Raw genomic sequence first — 15,230 nt, forward strand, 5'->3', positions numbered from 1 at the left:
AATATACGCGAGTTCGGGATAAGAAAAGCACTTAAAAAGTTGGTAATCTCGCTTATTATTTGTACCTTTATAGGTGAAAATCAACAAGTTACAAATAAAGACTAAGCGATGATTACCAAAGACAAAGTTACTGAAATATTCTGTATTATAGATGAATTTAACAGAAATTTGAATTCTGAACTCGAAAATAACCTTTTTCTACCTACTAATAACGGTAAAGGAAAAGGTTATAGAAACCGTAAAGGTCGTCTTTCTGAAAGCGAGATTATGACAATTCTTGTATGCTATCATTTCGGTACATACCGTAACTTCAAGGAGTATTACCTCAATTGCATTCGTGGACAACTCCAGCAGGAGTTTCCCGATGCTGTATCCTACAATCGTTTCGTGGAACTAATGCCACGTGTTTTCTTCAGGATGATGATGTTTATGAAGCTTTATGCCTTTGGCAAATGTACGGGAATAACATTTGTCGACAGTACCATGATACCTGTATGTCATAATGTAAGGCGTTATTTCAATAAGGTATTTGCAGGTTTCGCGAAGAATGGGAAAGGTACTATGGGTTGGTGTCACGGCTTCAAACTGCATCTGCTCTGTAATGACTCTGGCGAAGTTATAACCTTCTGTCTTACAGGGGCAAATGTTGATGACAGGGATGAACGTGTGTGGAGCGTATTTACAAAAGTATTGTATGGAAAAGTGTTCGCTGACAGAGGATATATCAAAAAGGAACTCTTTGAAACCTTGTTCGACCAAGGCATACATCTCGTACATGGTCTAAAAGCGAACATGAAGAACAAACTTATGCCTATGTGGGACAAAATCATGCTTAGAAAGAGATACATCATCGAATGTATCAACGAGTTGCTAAAGAACAAGGCTAATCTTGTACATTCACGGCACCGATCAATACATAATTTCATCATGAACTTATGTTCTGCTCTTACAGCCTATTGTTTCTTTGACAATAAGCCGGAGGCACTGCCAGTACACGTGGAGAAATCAAGGCAATTGGAACTTTTCTAAAGATTTTCTTATCCCGAACTCGCGTATAAATATAATGAGGTAGCTCTATGGGAAGTAAAAGGATTTAACTCTTGGGAGGGCGGCTGTCCGGCAAAATGACAATCTTTGCTCATGGTCATATTTTTTTCAAATACAAAGATAACCAAAAGGGCTGATACCTCGAGAGAAGTGTCAGCCCTAATTTTGAAAATTAATAAAAGTTTTACCAGACAGCAATAGTAATAAATAAAGAGCATCCGGAGCTTTTCAGCCTACCAAATGTCCATTACGCCTAATATTACTTATTAAACAAAAATAATCACTCGATTGTTTTCTTGCATTTTGATGATTGATTTTGTATCCTTACATTGATGCGTGGAGACAAACGTCTCTATGGCAGGAAAACTTTGCCCATCTTCGGGCCGGAATAATAACCAATGACAAGGAAACCTATCAAAATGAGGAATGGCAGTGATGAGAGAAAGAATCGGATAACGCCCGATTCGAGGAATGTTTGCCGAATAGGGGTGCACGGCAAACAAGGGCTCATGTGCGATGGGGACAATGGGGCAGACTTATTCCAAGACGATTTTCAGTCCTGCCGTGTCTTCTTCCATGTGATAAGGGGCTGATAGTTCACCGAGACCAATCATGGCATTGATGAGGGCAAGGCGTTTGAAATGAGGCAAATCGGCAAGCGTAATTCGTGCTTCGCGAAGTTTTCCGTTGTCAATCAGACTTTTCCTGCGTGTTCCAGGCAAGAGAGGAGTGTCGGGTGTGAGCCATTCCTTGCCATCGAAGAAGGCGATGTTCGTGTATGATGTGTCGGTGATGTTTCCACGTCTGACGATGACGATGTCATCGCATGTTCCGCGTTGTTCCCTGAGTTGGTTGAGCAATGTTCTGTCTGCGCACTTGTAGGGATAGACAATGTTCTTGTCGGCAACGATACGCAGCGATTGCACCTGTCGCATGACGTATGGTTCTGCCGTGAGGTTATAGATGGCGTTGCCATCATATTCGAAGCGCAGTTTTGCAAGTTTCGTTTTAGGATTGATGGCGCGGTGGAAGTCGCTCTCTCGCAGTGGGCGTGCTCCCTTGAAGAATTGTTGTCGGGTGAGGTTTGCACGACGCAGGTGATAGTCGAGATTGTTCACCGTCCCACTGTCCACCCTGATGGTCTCAATAAATCGGCACATATATCTTCTCCAAAACTTCGTTGTATTCCGCTTCCTCATCGCTTCGCGCGGTAATGCCTCCTCCCGCCTTGTAGTAGATCTGTTCGCCCTCTTTGTCAATAAAGCGTATCATGACCGCACTGTCCATCCTCCCATCCTCCCAGATGCCCATGACACCGGTGTAGAACCCGCGCTCGTAGTCCTCTGCCTCTTTGATGATTTGTGTGGTCTTGAGCTTTGGCGCGCCGGTGATGGAGCCTGCCGGCAACAGTTGGAAAAGCATGTCGCCCGGTCGTTGGACATATTGTGGCAGGAGCTGTCCGGAGATTTCCGAACTGGTTTGCAGAATTTTCCCCTTGTTGGTCGTCAGTCGGTCGATATATCGATAGCGTTCCACCGTTACGTGTTCTGCCACCTTACTGAGGTCGTTGCGGATGAGATCGACAATGGTGGCGTGTTCCGCCGCTTCTTTCGGACTGCTGAGCAGTGTTTCCCGCGCATTGGGTTGTAAAGCATCGATGGTGCCCTTCATGGGATAGGAACTGATTTTGCCATTGCTCACCCTAACGAAGATTTCGGGCGAGAAGCACACGAAGTTGTCACGCATCCAACAGCGGTACATCGCCTTGGAACGCAGGAAGATGTCGCGCAGGGCAAGGTTGGTTCTCACCGGCACACGACAGGTGAGGTTGGCAAGATAGCTGTTACCATCACGCTCGTTTCCGATGACATGTCGGATGGCGTGCCGATAGCGTTCCCGGCTGGGTGGCGCAAACTCCCATTCCACATCGGCGTTCCCTGCTACGGCATCGGGTGGAATATTGTTCCGATGAGGGAAGTCAAAGAGCAGTTCCGAGCTGTCAATGTTGTCCACCTCCTCCACGAACGTCTGTCGGCAGTCGTAGCTGGCGATGAAGACAAAAGGCTTGCCATCTTTGGCAAGATGGTTCATTCGCTTGATGGCTGTTTCTTGTTGATAGCTGTTCATGGGCTTATGGCGTGGGTGGAACTGGAGCGTCCCTCTCTTATTAGACCACAAAATTACGTATTTTTTTTCGTTTCTCGGTATTCTTCCCTCGCATTAAACATCTTTTAAACATGAGAAGACATTTCAATCAATCGTTTTTTGCTAACTTTGGCGATAAAGACAGTTGGGAAAGTCCCGACTCGGAAATATTTAAAACAGTGAATTATGAAAGAACACGTTCTATCATCCGCCATCATCGCTCTCGGCATTGTCGTGTTAGGGTTCTGTATGAAGGCAGGAATCGACAACTTTGCCAACAAAGACCGCAAGGTGAGCGTAAAGGGATTGGCAGAGAAAGAAGTGGCTGCCGACAAGGTTACGTGGCCCATTCTCTCAAAGGAATTGGGCAATAATCTGCCGGAACTCTATGCCGGCATTGGGCGAACGCAAGAGAAAATCCGCCGTTTCCTGCTTGCAAATGGCATCAAACCGGAGGAAATCGAGGTGAACGCTCCCGTGGTGATCGACCTGAATGCCGAGCAATACAGCGACAACAATAAGGGTTATCGCTACAACATCACGAGCATCATCACCGTTACGAGCCGACAGGTGAACCGTGTGCGAAGCATCATTGCCCGACAGGGAGAGCTTCTGAAACAAGGCGTTGCCATCGTAGATGGTGGCTATGCCAACCCCATCAAGTATGAGTTTACGAAGTTCACCGAGATGAAACCCAAGATGATGCGACAGGCAATAGAGAATGCTGAAGCCACCGCCAAGCAATTCGCTGCCAACAGCCATAGCGCGCTGAACAAAATTGTGAGTGCCGATCAAGGACAGTTCTCCATCGACGACCGCGACTCCAACACGCCTTATATTAAAAAGGTGCGCGTGGTAACCACCGTTACCTATTCCCTGAAGGATTAATCGGGCTACAACCCCGTTTCCGATGTCGAAGCATCAGGGGTGGAAATACTCAATAATAGGTATAGGAAACGTAAAAAATAGCAACGAAGTGTGAATAATTATAAAAAATAGTAATTTTCCTTCCCTATTATTTGGCGTTACCCCTTTAAACGCTTATCTTTGTAACAGTTTTTTTAGTGGTTAATTTAGTTTTAGTATTGGAACCTTGGGTGATGTGAATCAGTCAAGGCTTTTTTTTGCTCCTCGTTTTGTTAAATAGATGTTCAAAAATAATTTCCACACTATTTTCGTTTGTTTGTCTGTCAGGCTTTGCACTGATGTTACCGAGGTGAGAACCGGGCATGGAATTAGGTTTCGGGATTGGTTTCCCGTGCTCGTTTCCGCTCGTCAATGAGTTGGAAATCTTTCTTTTGCAGCACGAAGTCGGTACCGAGATATTTCTCCTTGACCACCTTATTAGCAGCCAGTTCTTCCGGGGTTCCCTTGAAAAGAATTCGCCCCTCGAAAAGCAGATAGGCGCGGTCGGTAATGTTGAGAGTTTCATGCACGTTATGATCGGTGATGAGAATGCCTATGTTTCGGAATTTCAATCGCCAAACGATGTGCTGAATGTCCTCCACGGCAATGGGGTCAACTCCGGCGAACGGTTCGTCGAGCATGATGAATTTCGGATTGATGGCGAGGCATCGGGCTATCTCACAGCGTCTCCGTTCACCTCCGGAGAGTCGGTCGCCGAGATTCTTGCGCACCTTCTCCAACCGAAACTCGCGAATGAGACTCTCCATCTTTTCCAGCCGTTCCGCCTTGGAGAGTTTTGTCATCTCTAACACGCTCATGATGTTGTCCTCCACGCTCATCTTCCGGAACACGCTCGCTTCCTGTGGCAGATAGCCGATGCCTGCTTTGGCGCGTTTGTACACGGGATAGCGAGTGATTTCCTCGTCATCGATGAAGACGTGCCCCTCGTTGGGCACAATCAGCCCGGTAGTCATATAGAACGAGGTAGTTTTGCCGGCTCCGTTGGGTCCCAAGAGTCCCACTATTTCGCCTTGTCTCACGTTGATGCTCACACCGTCGGCAACGGTGCGTTTGCCATATCGTTTCACTAATCCTTCTGTGCGCAGTATGCTGCGCTGATCGCTCTCCGGGCGAACAACAATGTTTTCCGTTTCTGTCATCATCAGTTTTTTACGATTGTAGTTCCAAATTGCAAAAGTAGTAAAATAAACGCTAATAACATTGAGATAACCTAAAACTTATTGAATATAATGCAGTTTTTTGATGGAATTTGGTTACTTTTGCATCTGTAAACAGAAAGAAGTGAAATCATGCTTATCTACAAACTGCTGACCGCATTCGGCAACTACCTGCAGCTCATGAGGCGCACTTTCAGCCGGCCGGAGCGTATGCGCATGTTCTTCAAGCAATATGTCAAGGAGATGTCGCAATTGGGGGTGGACTCCATCGGCATCGTGCTGCTCATCTCGTTCTTTATCGGGGCAGTGATCTGCATCCAGATAAAGCTCAACGTGCAAAGTCCGTGGATGCCTCGATGGGTATCGGGCTATGTAACGCGCGAAATCATGCTGTTGGAATTTTCGTCGAGCATCATGTGCTTGATTCTCGCCGGAAAGGTGGGGTCGAACATCGCCTCGGAATTGGGCACGATGCGAGTAACGCAACAGATTGACGCGCTCGAAATCATGGGGGTGAATTCCGCAGGCTACCTTATCCTTCCGAAGATTGCCGGACTCATCACCATCATGCCCTTCCTCGTTATCTTCTCGGCGGCAACAGGTGTGGTGGGAGCCTACGCCACGGCTTACCTCGGGCACATCATCACGCCCAACGACCTCACATCGGGCATACAGCACTCGTTCAACCCATGGTTCATGTATATGAGCATCATCAAAGGCGTATTCTTCGCTTTCATCATTGCCAGCGTCGCATCATATTTCGGTTACAACGTGAAAGGCGGTTCGGTGGATGTGGGTAAATCATCCACTGATGCAGTGGTCAATTCCAGTGTGCTCATCTTGTTCAGCGATGTTTTCCTCACCCAGATATTAAGTTAAGATGATAGAAGTAAAACACCTATATAAATCGTTTGGCGAGAAAGAAGTTCTCCACGACATCAGCACCATCTTCGAAGATGGGAAAACCAACCTCATCATCGGACAGAGTGGAGCCGGCAAGACCGTTCTGATGCAGAACCTCGTGGGACTGCTCAACCCTACACGTGGAGAGGTGCTCTACGACAATCGCAACTTCGTGAACATGAGTAAGAAAGAAAAGATACGCATGCGTCGCGAAATGGGAATGATATTTCAAGGATCGGCACTTTTTGACTCCCTCACCGTGCTGGAAAACGTATCGTTCCCATTGGATATGTTCTCGAACATGAACTTGCGCGAACGTCGCCGACAGGCAATGGAAACCCTCGAAAGGGTGAACCTCAAAGGAGCGGAACAGAAATACCCCGGAGAATTGTCGGGGGGAATGCAAAAACGCGTGGCAATCGCTCGCGCGGTGGTGATGAACCCAAAGTATCTTTTCTGCGATGAACCCAACTCGGGATTAGACCCTAAGACATCGCTCGTTATCGATGAACTGCTCTCGGAAATAACGAAAGACTTTCACATCACCACCATCATTAACACGCACGACATGAACTCAGTGATGGGCATTGGCGAAAACATCATCTTCATCGCTGAGGGCAGAAAAGAATGGCAGGGAAACAAAGAAACGGTTATCTCTTCGCACAACAAGAAACTCAACGACCTCGTTTTCGCATCCGATCTATTTAAAAAGGTGAAAGAAGTGGAAATGGAAGACTATTAAATACAAAACAACTCCCTTTTTTTATTAGCTTGAAAATCTTGGCTGCTTAGAAATAATACAGCTTCATGTATTCTTGGAAATTCGAAATTCACAGAAATAATAAAGTTTCCACAGACACGATAACTTTTATAAGCACCATGATTTCAATTCCACCAACTTTTCCCCCCCCCAAGTGAGAATAATCATCCGTTAATCCTTCCTTTTCCCGTCCACAGCCCACCTTGACCGCAATATCTCAAAAAGCATTTCACGGTAAAATCACACGACAAAAACAGAGGCGGACACGTCATTCATAACCCACTGATAATCAGAACTATATTAATTGCAATTCAAAAGCTTAGCTTTTGTACTCTAATTCATGACCTTTTGCACTGCAAAAGCTTAGCTTTTGGAAAGCAAAAGGTAAGCTTTTCACCTGTGGAATAAAAACATTGCACTGAGAAACCAAAACACAGCAAAACATAAAAAAGACATAATCGCACCACACCTATTTTATTCAACCCCCAGACATCATTCCTTGCGCGCGAAATGTGAATGAAAGGTTACATCCCCCTCCACCCACCTGCCCACCATCGAAAAAAAAGGGCACGACGTTTGTTTTTCCGACAGAATTGTTTATCTTTGCAAAGTTATTGTGGGGCGTGGACGCTCAAGCGAACCTCGCAAAACAGGCAATCAGCCTGACAATCGTACCATGCGGAACAAATAAGAACCATATAATATATAAAAAAGAATTGTAACTGCCGGTGAACTCGTCCCGAGAGGTCTTGGGACATGACATGGGCACTATCTCAAAAAATAATGGAAGAATTCGAACTCATTGCCAAGACCTTCATGGGATTGGAACCGGTCTTGGCGCAAGAGCTCACCCAACTGGGTGCCAACAACGTAGAAATCGGGCGCAGAATGGTGTCGTTTACAGGCGACAAAGAACTCATGTATCGCGCTAACTTCCAGTTGCACACCGCCATTCGAATACTCAAACCCATCGCCCATTTCAAGGCACAAAGCGCGGAGGATATGTATAATGAGGTGAAGAAGCTGGATTGGAGCAAATACATTCTCAAGGGAAAGACCTTCTCGGTGGACTCGGTAGTCTATTCTGAAGAGTTCAAAAACTCGCGCTTCGTTACTTACAAGGTGAAAGATGCCATTGTCGATCAGTTCCGCGAGCGCACCGGGGAACGTCCCAATATCTCCGTGAGCAACCCCGACATACGGCTCAACATCCATATCGCCGAAGACAAGGCAACACTATCACTCGATTCTAGTGGCGAATCGCTCCATCGCAGAGGCTACAGGCAAGAGAGCGTGGAGGCACCACTCAACGAAGTGCTTGCCGCAGGCATGATACTCATGACGGGATGGAAAGGCGAAACCGACTTCATCGACCCGATGTGCGGCTCGGGAACACTACCCATCGAGGCAGCTCTCATTGCACGCAACATCTCGCCCGGCGTCTTCAGAAAGGAATATGCTTTCGAAAAATGGACCGATTTCGACTCCGAACTCTTCGATGCCATCTACAACGACGACTCGCAAGAACGCGAGTTCAACCACCATATCTATGGATATGACTGCGACATAAAAGCAGTGAACACGGCAAGACGCAACGTGGCAGCAGCAGGACTGACTCGAGCGATCACTATAGAGCAGAAAGACTTTAAGAACTTCACACAACCGCAGGAAAAGAGCATCATCGTCATGAATCCTCCCTACGGCGAACGCATCTCCACCCCCAACCTCTTGGGTACCTACCGCATGATTGGCGAGCGACTCAAACATCAGTTTAAGGACAACGAGGCATGGATATTGTCCTATCGAGAGGAATGTTTCCGAGAAATAGGACTGAAGCCAAGCATCAAAATTCCCGTTTATAACGGATCGCTGGAATGTGAGTTCAGAAGATATCAGATGTTCGACGGCAAGTTCAACGAGTTCCGTGCAGAAGGAGGCATCGTGAAAACAGAAGAAGAAAAGAAGGAAATGGCACAAAAACATCGTTTCAAGAAGAACCGGGAGTTCAAGAAACGGCTCGACGAAACGCAGGAAAACGAGGAGGGAGACATTCGTTCCTTCACTTTCCACAGTCTCGAACATAAACTCTATACTGACATCGACAACAACCACCGCGGACGACACGCCGACCGAAAAGAAGGCAAACGAGGCGGCAACCGACAACGGTTCAACGATGATGACACCTTCGAAGAGAGTCGAAATTTCAAAGGCGGAAGAAAATACGACAACGACCGCAAATTTGGAGGAAAGAAATATGAAAAAAGAGGGAAGATCGGAGGCTTCCGCAAGAAAGGAAACTATACAGATGAAGATTAAAACATTCGTGGGTCTCGTGGCATGGATTGCTCTCGCGGGACTGCTAAGTCCACAAATGACAATGGCACAGAAAACGTTTACGCTCGAAGACCTCAACTTCGGCGGAAAGAATTATCACAAAATGCGCCCCGAAAACCGATACACGGAGTGGTGGGGCAATCAACTGATACGTAACGAGGCAGAATATTGCGCCCTCGTGAACGTGAAAAACGGTAAGGAACAACGGCTTTTCAACCTCGACGACATCAACCATTGGGCGGGTCTGCAAACTTCCGAAGAGAAAGTTAGACACCTTTATTCCGCGTTTTTCCCTTATTCCGGAAAACCTTACGTAATGGTGAAGAACGGACGCGAGGATCTGTTGGTGGATTTCAAGGCAAAAAAACTCGTAAAGCGATCCACACGTGTACAAAACACGCAGGCAAGGGAATGGAACAAAATCTCCGGAGCAACGGCATACGTTCTCCACCATCAACTCTTCGTGGCGGATAGAGAAGGCAATGCCACCCAACTAACCCGCGACGGCTCGCGCGACATCGTTTACGGACAGGCAGTTCATCGCGATGAGTTCGGCATCAGTGGCGGTTTGTTCTGGAGTCCGTCGGGAACAAAGCTCGCCTTCTACCGAATGGACCAGAGCATGGTAACCGACTTCCCGCTTGTCACGATACAGGAGGTGGACTGGAAACCCAAAGAGGGTGAGTCGCGCATGGCAACCCCCGAACCCACCAAATATCCCATGGCAGGCGAAACCTCCCACAAGGTAACGGTGGGCGTGTACGACACGAACACACAACGCACCGTTTATCTGGATGCAGGCGATCCCACCGACCGCTATTTCACCAACATCGCTTGGAGTCCGGACAGCAAAACCATCTATATGTTTGAGCTGAACCGCGACCAAAACGACTGCTATTTGGTGTCATACGACGCAGAGACAGGACGAAAAATCGCCCAAATCTATCACGAAACCGATGAGAAATACGTGGAACCGCTCCATCCCATCCGCTTTTTACCGTGGGACTCCAATCGATTCATCATGCAATCGCAGAAGGACGGATACAACCACATCTATCTGTGCACCCGAGATGGAAAGGAAATCCGACAGCTGACAAGTGGCAAATGGGTAGTTATGGAAGTGCTTGGTTTCAACAATGGAGAGAAAAGCGTTATCTACGCCTCCAACGAGTGTTCCCCCATACAGCGCAATCTGTGGAGCGTCAGCATCGCCAACGGAAAGCGCACGTTACTTGACAACGGCAAGGGATGGCACTTCGGTGAACTGAGCAAAGATGGAAACGCACTCGTCGATACCTATTCCGAACCTGACGTGCCACGCAACATCGACCTCATCGGCGTTTCAGCCAAACCGTCACGCCACAATTGGCTGACGGCGGCAGACCCATGGAAGGGCTACAACGTGCCCGAATATAGCAACGGCACATTGAAAGCTGCCGATGGAACTACCGACCTGTATTGGCGCATGGTGAAACCAGTCGGCTTCGACCCTACAAAGAAATACCCCACGGTGATTTATGTCTATGGCGGTCCGCACGCTCACAACGTGGACGCAAGCTGGCACTATGGCTCTCGCTCTTGGGAAACTTACATGGCACAGAAGGGGTACGTACTGTTCATACTCGATAATCGGGGCAGCGAGAACCGGGGTAGGACATTCGAACAAGCCACATTCCGACATCTCGGACAAGAAGAAATGAAAGACCAAATGGAAGGGGTGAAGTACTTGAAATCACTCCCATACGTAGATGCCGACAGAATCGGCGTACATGGCTGGTCGTTTGGTGGGTTCATGACTATCTCGCTCATTACGAACTATCCCGAAACGTTCAAAGTGGCAGTGGCAGGCGGACCGGTAATCGATTGGAAATGGTACGAGGCAATGTACGGCGAACGCTACATGGACACACCACAGACCAACCCTGAGGGATACGCCATGACTTCTCTTTTGAACAAGGCAAAAGACTTGAAGGGCAAACTACAAATCATTCAGGGACTGAACGATCCCGTGGTGCTTCCACAGCATTGTCTCACGTTCTTGAAAGCCTGCATCGGAGCGGGAACTCAGCCCGACTTCTTCGTCTATCCGGGCGAACCACATAATATGCGCGGACACCAGAGTGTGCATCTGCACGAACGAATCACGCAATATTTCGAAGATTATCTGAAAAAATAGGAGAATTCTCCAACCATTCTCGGAAAGGCAGAGAAAAGAAGCCTGACCATCGACAGAGAAAAAGGTAGGGATGAGACTTATCCACACATTATAATAATAGAAGGCAAACAACATATTAATAGAAAACAAACAACCCGCGGAAGCCACTTTCCCGGCTATGGCAGGAATGAAACGGAGACAGAGAACATGAAAATATTACTTTTGGGAAGTGGAGGCAGAGAACACGCCTTGGCATGGAAAATCGCACAGAGCAAGAAATGCGACAAACTCTACATCGCACCGGGAAATCCTGGAACGACAGAGTGTGGCGAAAACATTGCCATCGGAGTCAGTGAGTTCGATAAACTCAAGGAGTTCGCAGCAGAAAATCACGTGGATATGCTTGTTGTAGGTCCGGAAGATCCACTGGTGAATGGCATCGCCGATGTATTCCATGCCGATCCGCGCACCAAACACATCGCCGTCATCGGTCCATCGCGAGCCGGAGCAGTGCTTGAGGGCAGCAAAGACTTCGCAAAGGCTTTCATGTCCCGACACCATATTCCCACGGCGGCTTACCGCACCTTCGACGCAACGAACTTGAACGAGGGCATGAAGTTCTTGGAAACACTTCGACCGCCTTATGTGCTGAAAGCCGACGGACTGGCAGCAGGCAAGGGTGTGCTCATCGTGCCAACCCTCGACGAAGCGAAAGCAGAGCTGCGCGAAATGCTCGGCGGTATGTTCGGCAACGCATCCGCAAAAGTAGTAATAGAAGAGTTCCTTTCCGGCATAGAGTGTTCGGTTTTCGTGCTCACCGATGGCGAACATTATAAAATCTTGCCGGAAGCCAAAGATTATAAACGCATTGGCGAACACGACACCGGACTCAACACCGGAGGAATGGGCAGTGTCAGTCCCGTACCTTTTGCCAATGCGGAATGGATGCGTAAGGTGGAGGAACAAATCATTCTCCCAACCATTTCCGGACTGAAATCTGAAGGGATTGATTACAAGGGATTTATATTCTTTGGTTTAATTAATGTTGAAGACAACCCGATGGTAATAGAATACAATTGCAGGATGGGCGATCCGGAGACAGAGACGGTGATGTTGCGACTGAAAAGCGACCTCGTAGAGCTCTTTGAGGGGGTGGCAGCAGGCGATTTAGACCGTCGTGAAGTAGTTTTCGATGAGCGTGCCGCCGTCTGCGTGATGCTGGTAAGTGGAGGTTATCCGCGCCAATATGCCAAAGGTTGCCCCATAACGGGCATTGAAGCGGTGGACGGCTCGGTGGTATTCCACAGTGGCACCACGATGAAAGAAGGAACACTGCTGACCAACGGCGGACGCGTCATCGCCGTTTCCTCATACGGATCCAACAAGGAAGAAGCCTTGCGAAAGAGTTTTACCGAAGCCGAAAAGATAGTTTATAAAGACAAATATTTCAGACGGGATATAGGCGCCGACTTATAGTCATCTACCTTCCGCGTCATGTATAAGAAACGCCTTCAGAACAAGATTTCAGAGAGCCGCTGGTCGCTGCCCATATTGGTGTTGCCGACCGTGGCAGTGTGGGTGCTGAGCTGTCTGTCCGACTTCTCGGTGCTTCCATCACTGCTTTGCGTTCTGTTCTCCACCTACTTGATGCTGGAACTCAACAATGCGAATGCCCTTCTGCGCATCTACAGTAGGGTTGTCTCGTGCTCGTTCCTGCTCTTCGCCACACAGTTTTTACCCCAACTCTCACAGCTTACCCCTGCCATTGTGGTGCTCTGCATGATAGGCTTTCTCACCTGTATTTTCCGAGTGTATCAAGATCCGAAGGGGACGGGGTGGATTTTTTACGCGTTCCTCTGCATAGGACTCAGCAGTATCCTTTGGCCACACATCCTTTATTTCCTGCCCATCCTGTGGATGGTGCTCTCCATCGACATTTTGGCACTCAGTCCCAAGACATTCACGGCATCGCTCTTGGGTATTCTCTTTCCCAATCTTCTCTATTCAGGTTGTCTCATTGGCACAGACCATCTTGACTTCCTCATCGCGCATTATGTGGGGTTGCAGCATTTTTCGCCCATTCTCAACTTCAATCAACTGTCTGGTCCACAGATTGTCAATGCACTATGGATAATCTTGTGCGCACTCATCGGTACTGTGCACTACATCCGTCAGAAGCGCAAGGATAGCATCCGAACCCGGCTGCTCTATCGTTCCCTCATGACCCTGACATGGTCGGCGGTTGCCTTTCTATGTCTGCAACCTCATCATTACAACGAGTTGATGGGCATTATCATCGTGGCGACATCGCCTCTCATCGGTCATTTCCTTGCCCTTACTTACACCAAGTGGACCAACCTTGCTTTCAAGTTCCTTGTCGTGGGCACCCTTATCCTCACTATTTACAATTTTATTTACTATTTATGGCTGCACTCTCTGAAATTCTTTTAGATTATGGCTATTGGGGAATGTTTCTCTCGGCTTTTCTCGCCGGCAGCTTCTTTCCCTTCAGCAGCGAGGCAGTCATGTTAGGCTTGTTGGCAGGCGGGCTGCAGCCCATGCAACTCGTTGTCTATGGAAGCGTGGGAAACATCCTCGGTTCGATGTTCAATTATGGAGTGGGAAGAATGGGAAAGTTAGAATGGATAGAGCGTTACCTGCACGTAAAGAAAGAATCGCTCGACAAGGCGCACCGATTTATGGAAGGCAGAGGCTCGTGGATGGGATTCTTTGCCTTTCTGCCCATCATCGGAAGTGCGATCACCATCGTCTTGGGACTTACCCGTGCCAATCTTCCCATCAGCATCGTCAGCATCTCGGTTGGCAAAGTGCTTCGCTACGCAGCATTGATTTGGGGTGTCAGTCTGGCGTTTTAATTCTAAGCAGGCGTTCAAAATTGCCCCAAGTTTCGCTTTGGCTTCCAAGTGAACGATGATGAATTATGGACGGTCTATCAATAACAGAAGCAGACGATCAAAGAACTATTCTGGCTCAGTAGAAATTTCCTGGGGAATAAAATGTATTAGGAAGGATCAAAAACTCAGAAATGGCGGCAGGAGAAACGATTGATATGAGCAAGCGATTTGGGAATGGTAGTTTATTAAACCCAAATCGGTCATTAGAAAAAGTTTCTTGTCATTTTCTAATGACCGCCATTAGAAAAACAGCATTGTATATGCTTGATCCATAAATATTTACTAACTTTACCACGAAAAAAGTATATACTCCAATGCGCGACTGTGACATAAAGTTCGTAAATAAGGAAATAACACCTTTTGGTGGTCTTTCCCTGTTCTTCAAAATGCTTGAGAAATGGGTATAAGTGACAAAAAGAGACCTAAAATGGGTCTCTTTTGCTCTTATATGACAAAAAGAGACCTAAAACCTCTTATATCCCTTTATCTACAAGGCGAATGAGCCTTTAAAAAGTCTTGAATAATGACTTTTCTCCTTTCTTTGCTAATGCCCTTATGTAGGTTTAATTTTGCTTTCAAAGTAGAGTTGAGTGCTTCCAATTCATTGTTTGTATTCGGCATTTGCAACTCAGGGAAGTCATAGAATGTCCACAACCACGACATATTCCTCTTTAACCCAAATCGGTCATTAGGATTTCTCTGTGTCGTACGGCAAAGAGAAATCCTAATGACCGATTTGGGATAAATATTTGGTAGTGTCCTTAAAAGTGTGTAATTCATCTTTCCTTTCTCTGTACTTCCACTGTTATTTTATTCTTTTCTTTCCAGTTCTTGAATTGATATATTCTCCTTTCATATGTCGTCTTTGTTTCCTCCATCGCCACGGC

12 protein-coding genes are annotated in these 15,230 nt (G+C 47.2%); 9 read left to right on the forward strand and 3 right to left on the reverse strand.

The features are described 5' to 3' along the window. The first annotated feature begins 108 nt into the window (after window positions 1–108). Window positions 109–1,029 (forward strand): IS982 family transposase, encoded by a 921-nt coding sequence (locus E0E16_RS04425; protein ID WP_130829134.1) that lies wholly within the window; start codon window positions 109–111, stop codon window positions 1,027–1,029. 554 nt (window positions 1,030–1,583) lie between these two features. Here E0E16_RS04425 and E0E16_RS04430 read toward each other — a convergent pair. Together E0E16_RS04430 and E0E16_RS04435 are read right to left on the reverse strand one after the other, a co-directional pair. Beyond that, complete coding sequence (locus E0E16_RS04430; RefSeq protein WP_130829136.1) at window positions 1,584–2,207, reverse strand: aminotransferase class IV; 624 nt, start codon at window positions 2,205–2,207, stop codon at window positions 1,584–1,586. Beyond that, a complete protein-coding gene (locus E0E16_RS04435; protein WP_130829139.1) occupies window positions 2,191–3,174 on the reverse strand; it encodes an aminodeoxychorismate synthase component I in 984 nt (327 codons plus the stop codon). Before E0E16_RS04435 ends, E0E16_RS04430 begins: the two co-directional genes overlap by 17 nt. A 204-nt stretch (window positions 3,175–3,378) precedes the next feature. Between E0E16_RS04435 and E0E16_RS04440 the strand changes: the two genes are divergently transcribed. After that, entirely contained in the window at window positions 3,379–4,080 is a 702-nt protein-coding gene (locus E0E16_RS04440; protein WP_130829141.1) for an SIMPL domain-containing protein, read from the forward strand. 347 nt (window positions 4,081–4,427) lie between these two features. Here the strand turns inward: E0E16_RS04440 and lptB are convergent, their stop codons facing one another. Then, window positions 4,428–5,258, reverse strand: a complete 831-nt coding sequence (gene lptB, locus E0E16_RS04445; RefSeq protein ID WP_130829738.1) for an LPS export ABC transporter ATP-binding protein — start codon at window positions 5,256–5,258, stop codon at window positions 4,428–4,430. A gap of 150 nt (window positions 5,259–5,408) precedes the next feature. Here lptB and E0E16_RS04450 point away from each other — a divergent pair, with 150 nt between their 5' ends. From E0E16_RS04450 to E0E16_RS04480, 7 genes are all read left to right on the forward strand, one after another. Further along, window positions 5,409–6,155 carry an MlaE family ABC transporter permease gene (locus E0E16_RS04450; protein ID WP_130829143.1) on the forward strand — a complete coding sequence of 249 codons (747 nt, stop codon included), beginning with the start codon at window positions 5,409–5,411 and terminating at the stop codon, window positions 6,153–6,155. Window position 6,156: 1 nt separating this feature from the next. Beyond that, window positions 6,157–6,921 carry an ABC transporter ATP-binding protein gene (locus E0E16_RS04455; RefSeq protein WP_130829145.1) on the forward strand — a complete coding sequence of 255 codons (765 nt, stop codon included), beginning with the start codon at window positions 6,157–6,159 and terminating at the stop codon, window positions 6,919–6,921. Window positions 6,922–7,722: 801 nt separating this feature from the next. Then, a complete protein-coding gene (locus tag E0E16_RS04460; protein ID WP_130829147.1) occupies window positions 7,723–9,255 on the forward strand; it encodes a THUMP domain-containing class I SAM-dependent RNA methyltransferase in 1,533 nt (510 codons plus the stop codon). Continuing rightward, on the forward strand, window positions 9,245–11,449 hold the full coding sequence (locus E0E16_RS04465; protein ID WP_130829739.1) for a S9 family peptidase: 2,205 nt from the start codon (window positions 9,245–9,247) through the stop codon (window positions 11,447–11,449). The genes E0E16_RS04460 and E0E16_RS04465 overlap by 11 nt, the downstream gene beginning before the upstream one ends. A gap of 186 nt (window positions 11,450–11,635) precedes the next feature. Continuing rightward, window positions 11,636–12,904 carry a phosphoribosylamine--glycine ligase gene (gene purD, locus E0E16_RS04470; protein ID WP_130829149.1) on the forward strand — a complete coding sequence of 423 codons (1,269 nt, stop codon included), beginning with the start codon at window positions 11,636–11,638 and terminating at the stop codon, window positions 12,902–12,904. 18 nt (window positions 12,905–12,922) lie between these two features. Further along, on the forward strand, window positions 12,923–13,879 hold the full coding sequence (locus E0E16_RS04475; RefSeq protein WP_130829152.1) for a hypothetical protein: 957 nt from the start codon (window positions 12,923–12,925) through the stop codon (window positions 13,877–13,879). After that, window positions 13,852–14,304: a YqaA family protein gene (locus E0E16_RS04480; protein WP_130829154.1), complete on the forward strand. Its 453-nt coding sequence runs from the start codon at window positions 13,852–13,854 to the stop codon at window positions 14,302–14,304. Before E0E16_RS04475 ends, E0E16_RS04480 begins: the two co-directional genes overlap by 28 nt. Window positions 14,305–15,230 lie beyond the last annotated feature (926 nt).

Source organism: Prevotella rectalis, from assembly GCF_900607215.1.
Taxonomy (GTDB): domain Bacteria; phylum Bacteroidota; class Bacteroidia; order Bacteroidales; family Bacteroidaceae; genus Prevotella; species Prevotella brunnea.

Coding starts and splice junctions, on each gene's coding strand:
- E0E16_RS04425 (WP_130829134.1), top strand. CDS start 109: ATGATTACCAAAGACAAAGTTACTGAAATATTCTGTATTATAGATGAA.
- E0E16_RS04430 (WP_130829136.1), bottom strand. CDS start 2,207: ATGTGCCGATTTATTGAGACCATCAGGGTGGACAGTGGGACGGTGAAC.
- E0E16_RS04435 (WP_130829139.1), bottom strand. CDS start 3,174: ATGAACAGCTATCAACAAGAAACAGCCATCAAGCGAATGAACCATCTT.
- E0E16_RS04440 (WP_130829141.1), top strand. CDS start 3,379: ATGAAAGAACACGTTCTATCATCCGCCATCATCGCTCTCGGCATTGTC.
- lptB (WP_130829738.1), bottom strand. CDS start 5,258: ATGACAGAAACGGAAAACATTGTTGTTCGCCCGGAGAGCGATCAGCGC.
- E0E16_RS04450 (WP_130829143.1), top strand. CDS start 5,409: ATGCTTATCTACAAACTGCTGACCGCATTCGGCAACTACCTGCAGCTC.
- E0E16_RS04455 (WP_130829145.1), top strand. CDS start 6,157: ATGATAGAAGTAAAACACCTATATAAATCGTTTGGCGAGAAAGAAGTT.
- E0E16_RS04460 (WP_130829147.1), top strand. CDS start 7,723: ATGGAAGAATTCGAACTCATTGCCAAGACCTTCATGGGATTGGAACCG.
- E0E16_RS04465 (WP_130829739.1), top strand. CDS start 9,245: ATGAAGATTAAAACATTCGTGGGTCTCGTGGCATGGATTGCTCTCGCG.
- purD (WP_130829149.1), top strand. CDS start 11,636: ATGAAAATATTACTTTTGGGAAGTGGAGGCAGAGAACACGCCTTGGCA.
- E0E16_RS04475 (WP_130829152.1), top strand. CDS start 12,923: ATGTATAAGAAACGCCTTCAGAACAAGATTTCAGAGAGCCGCTGGTCG.
- E0E16_RS04480 (WP_130829154.1), top strand. CDS start 13,852: ATGGCTGCACTCTCTGAAATTCTTTTAGATTATGGCTATTGGGGAATG.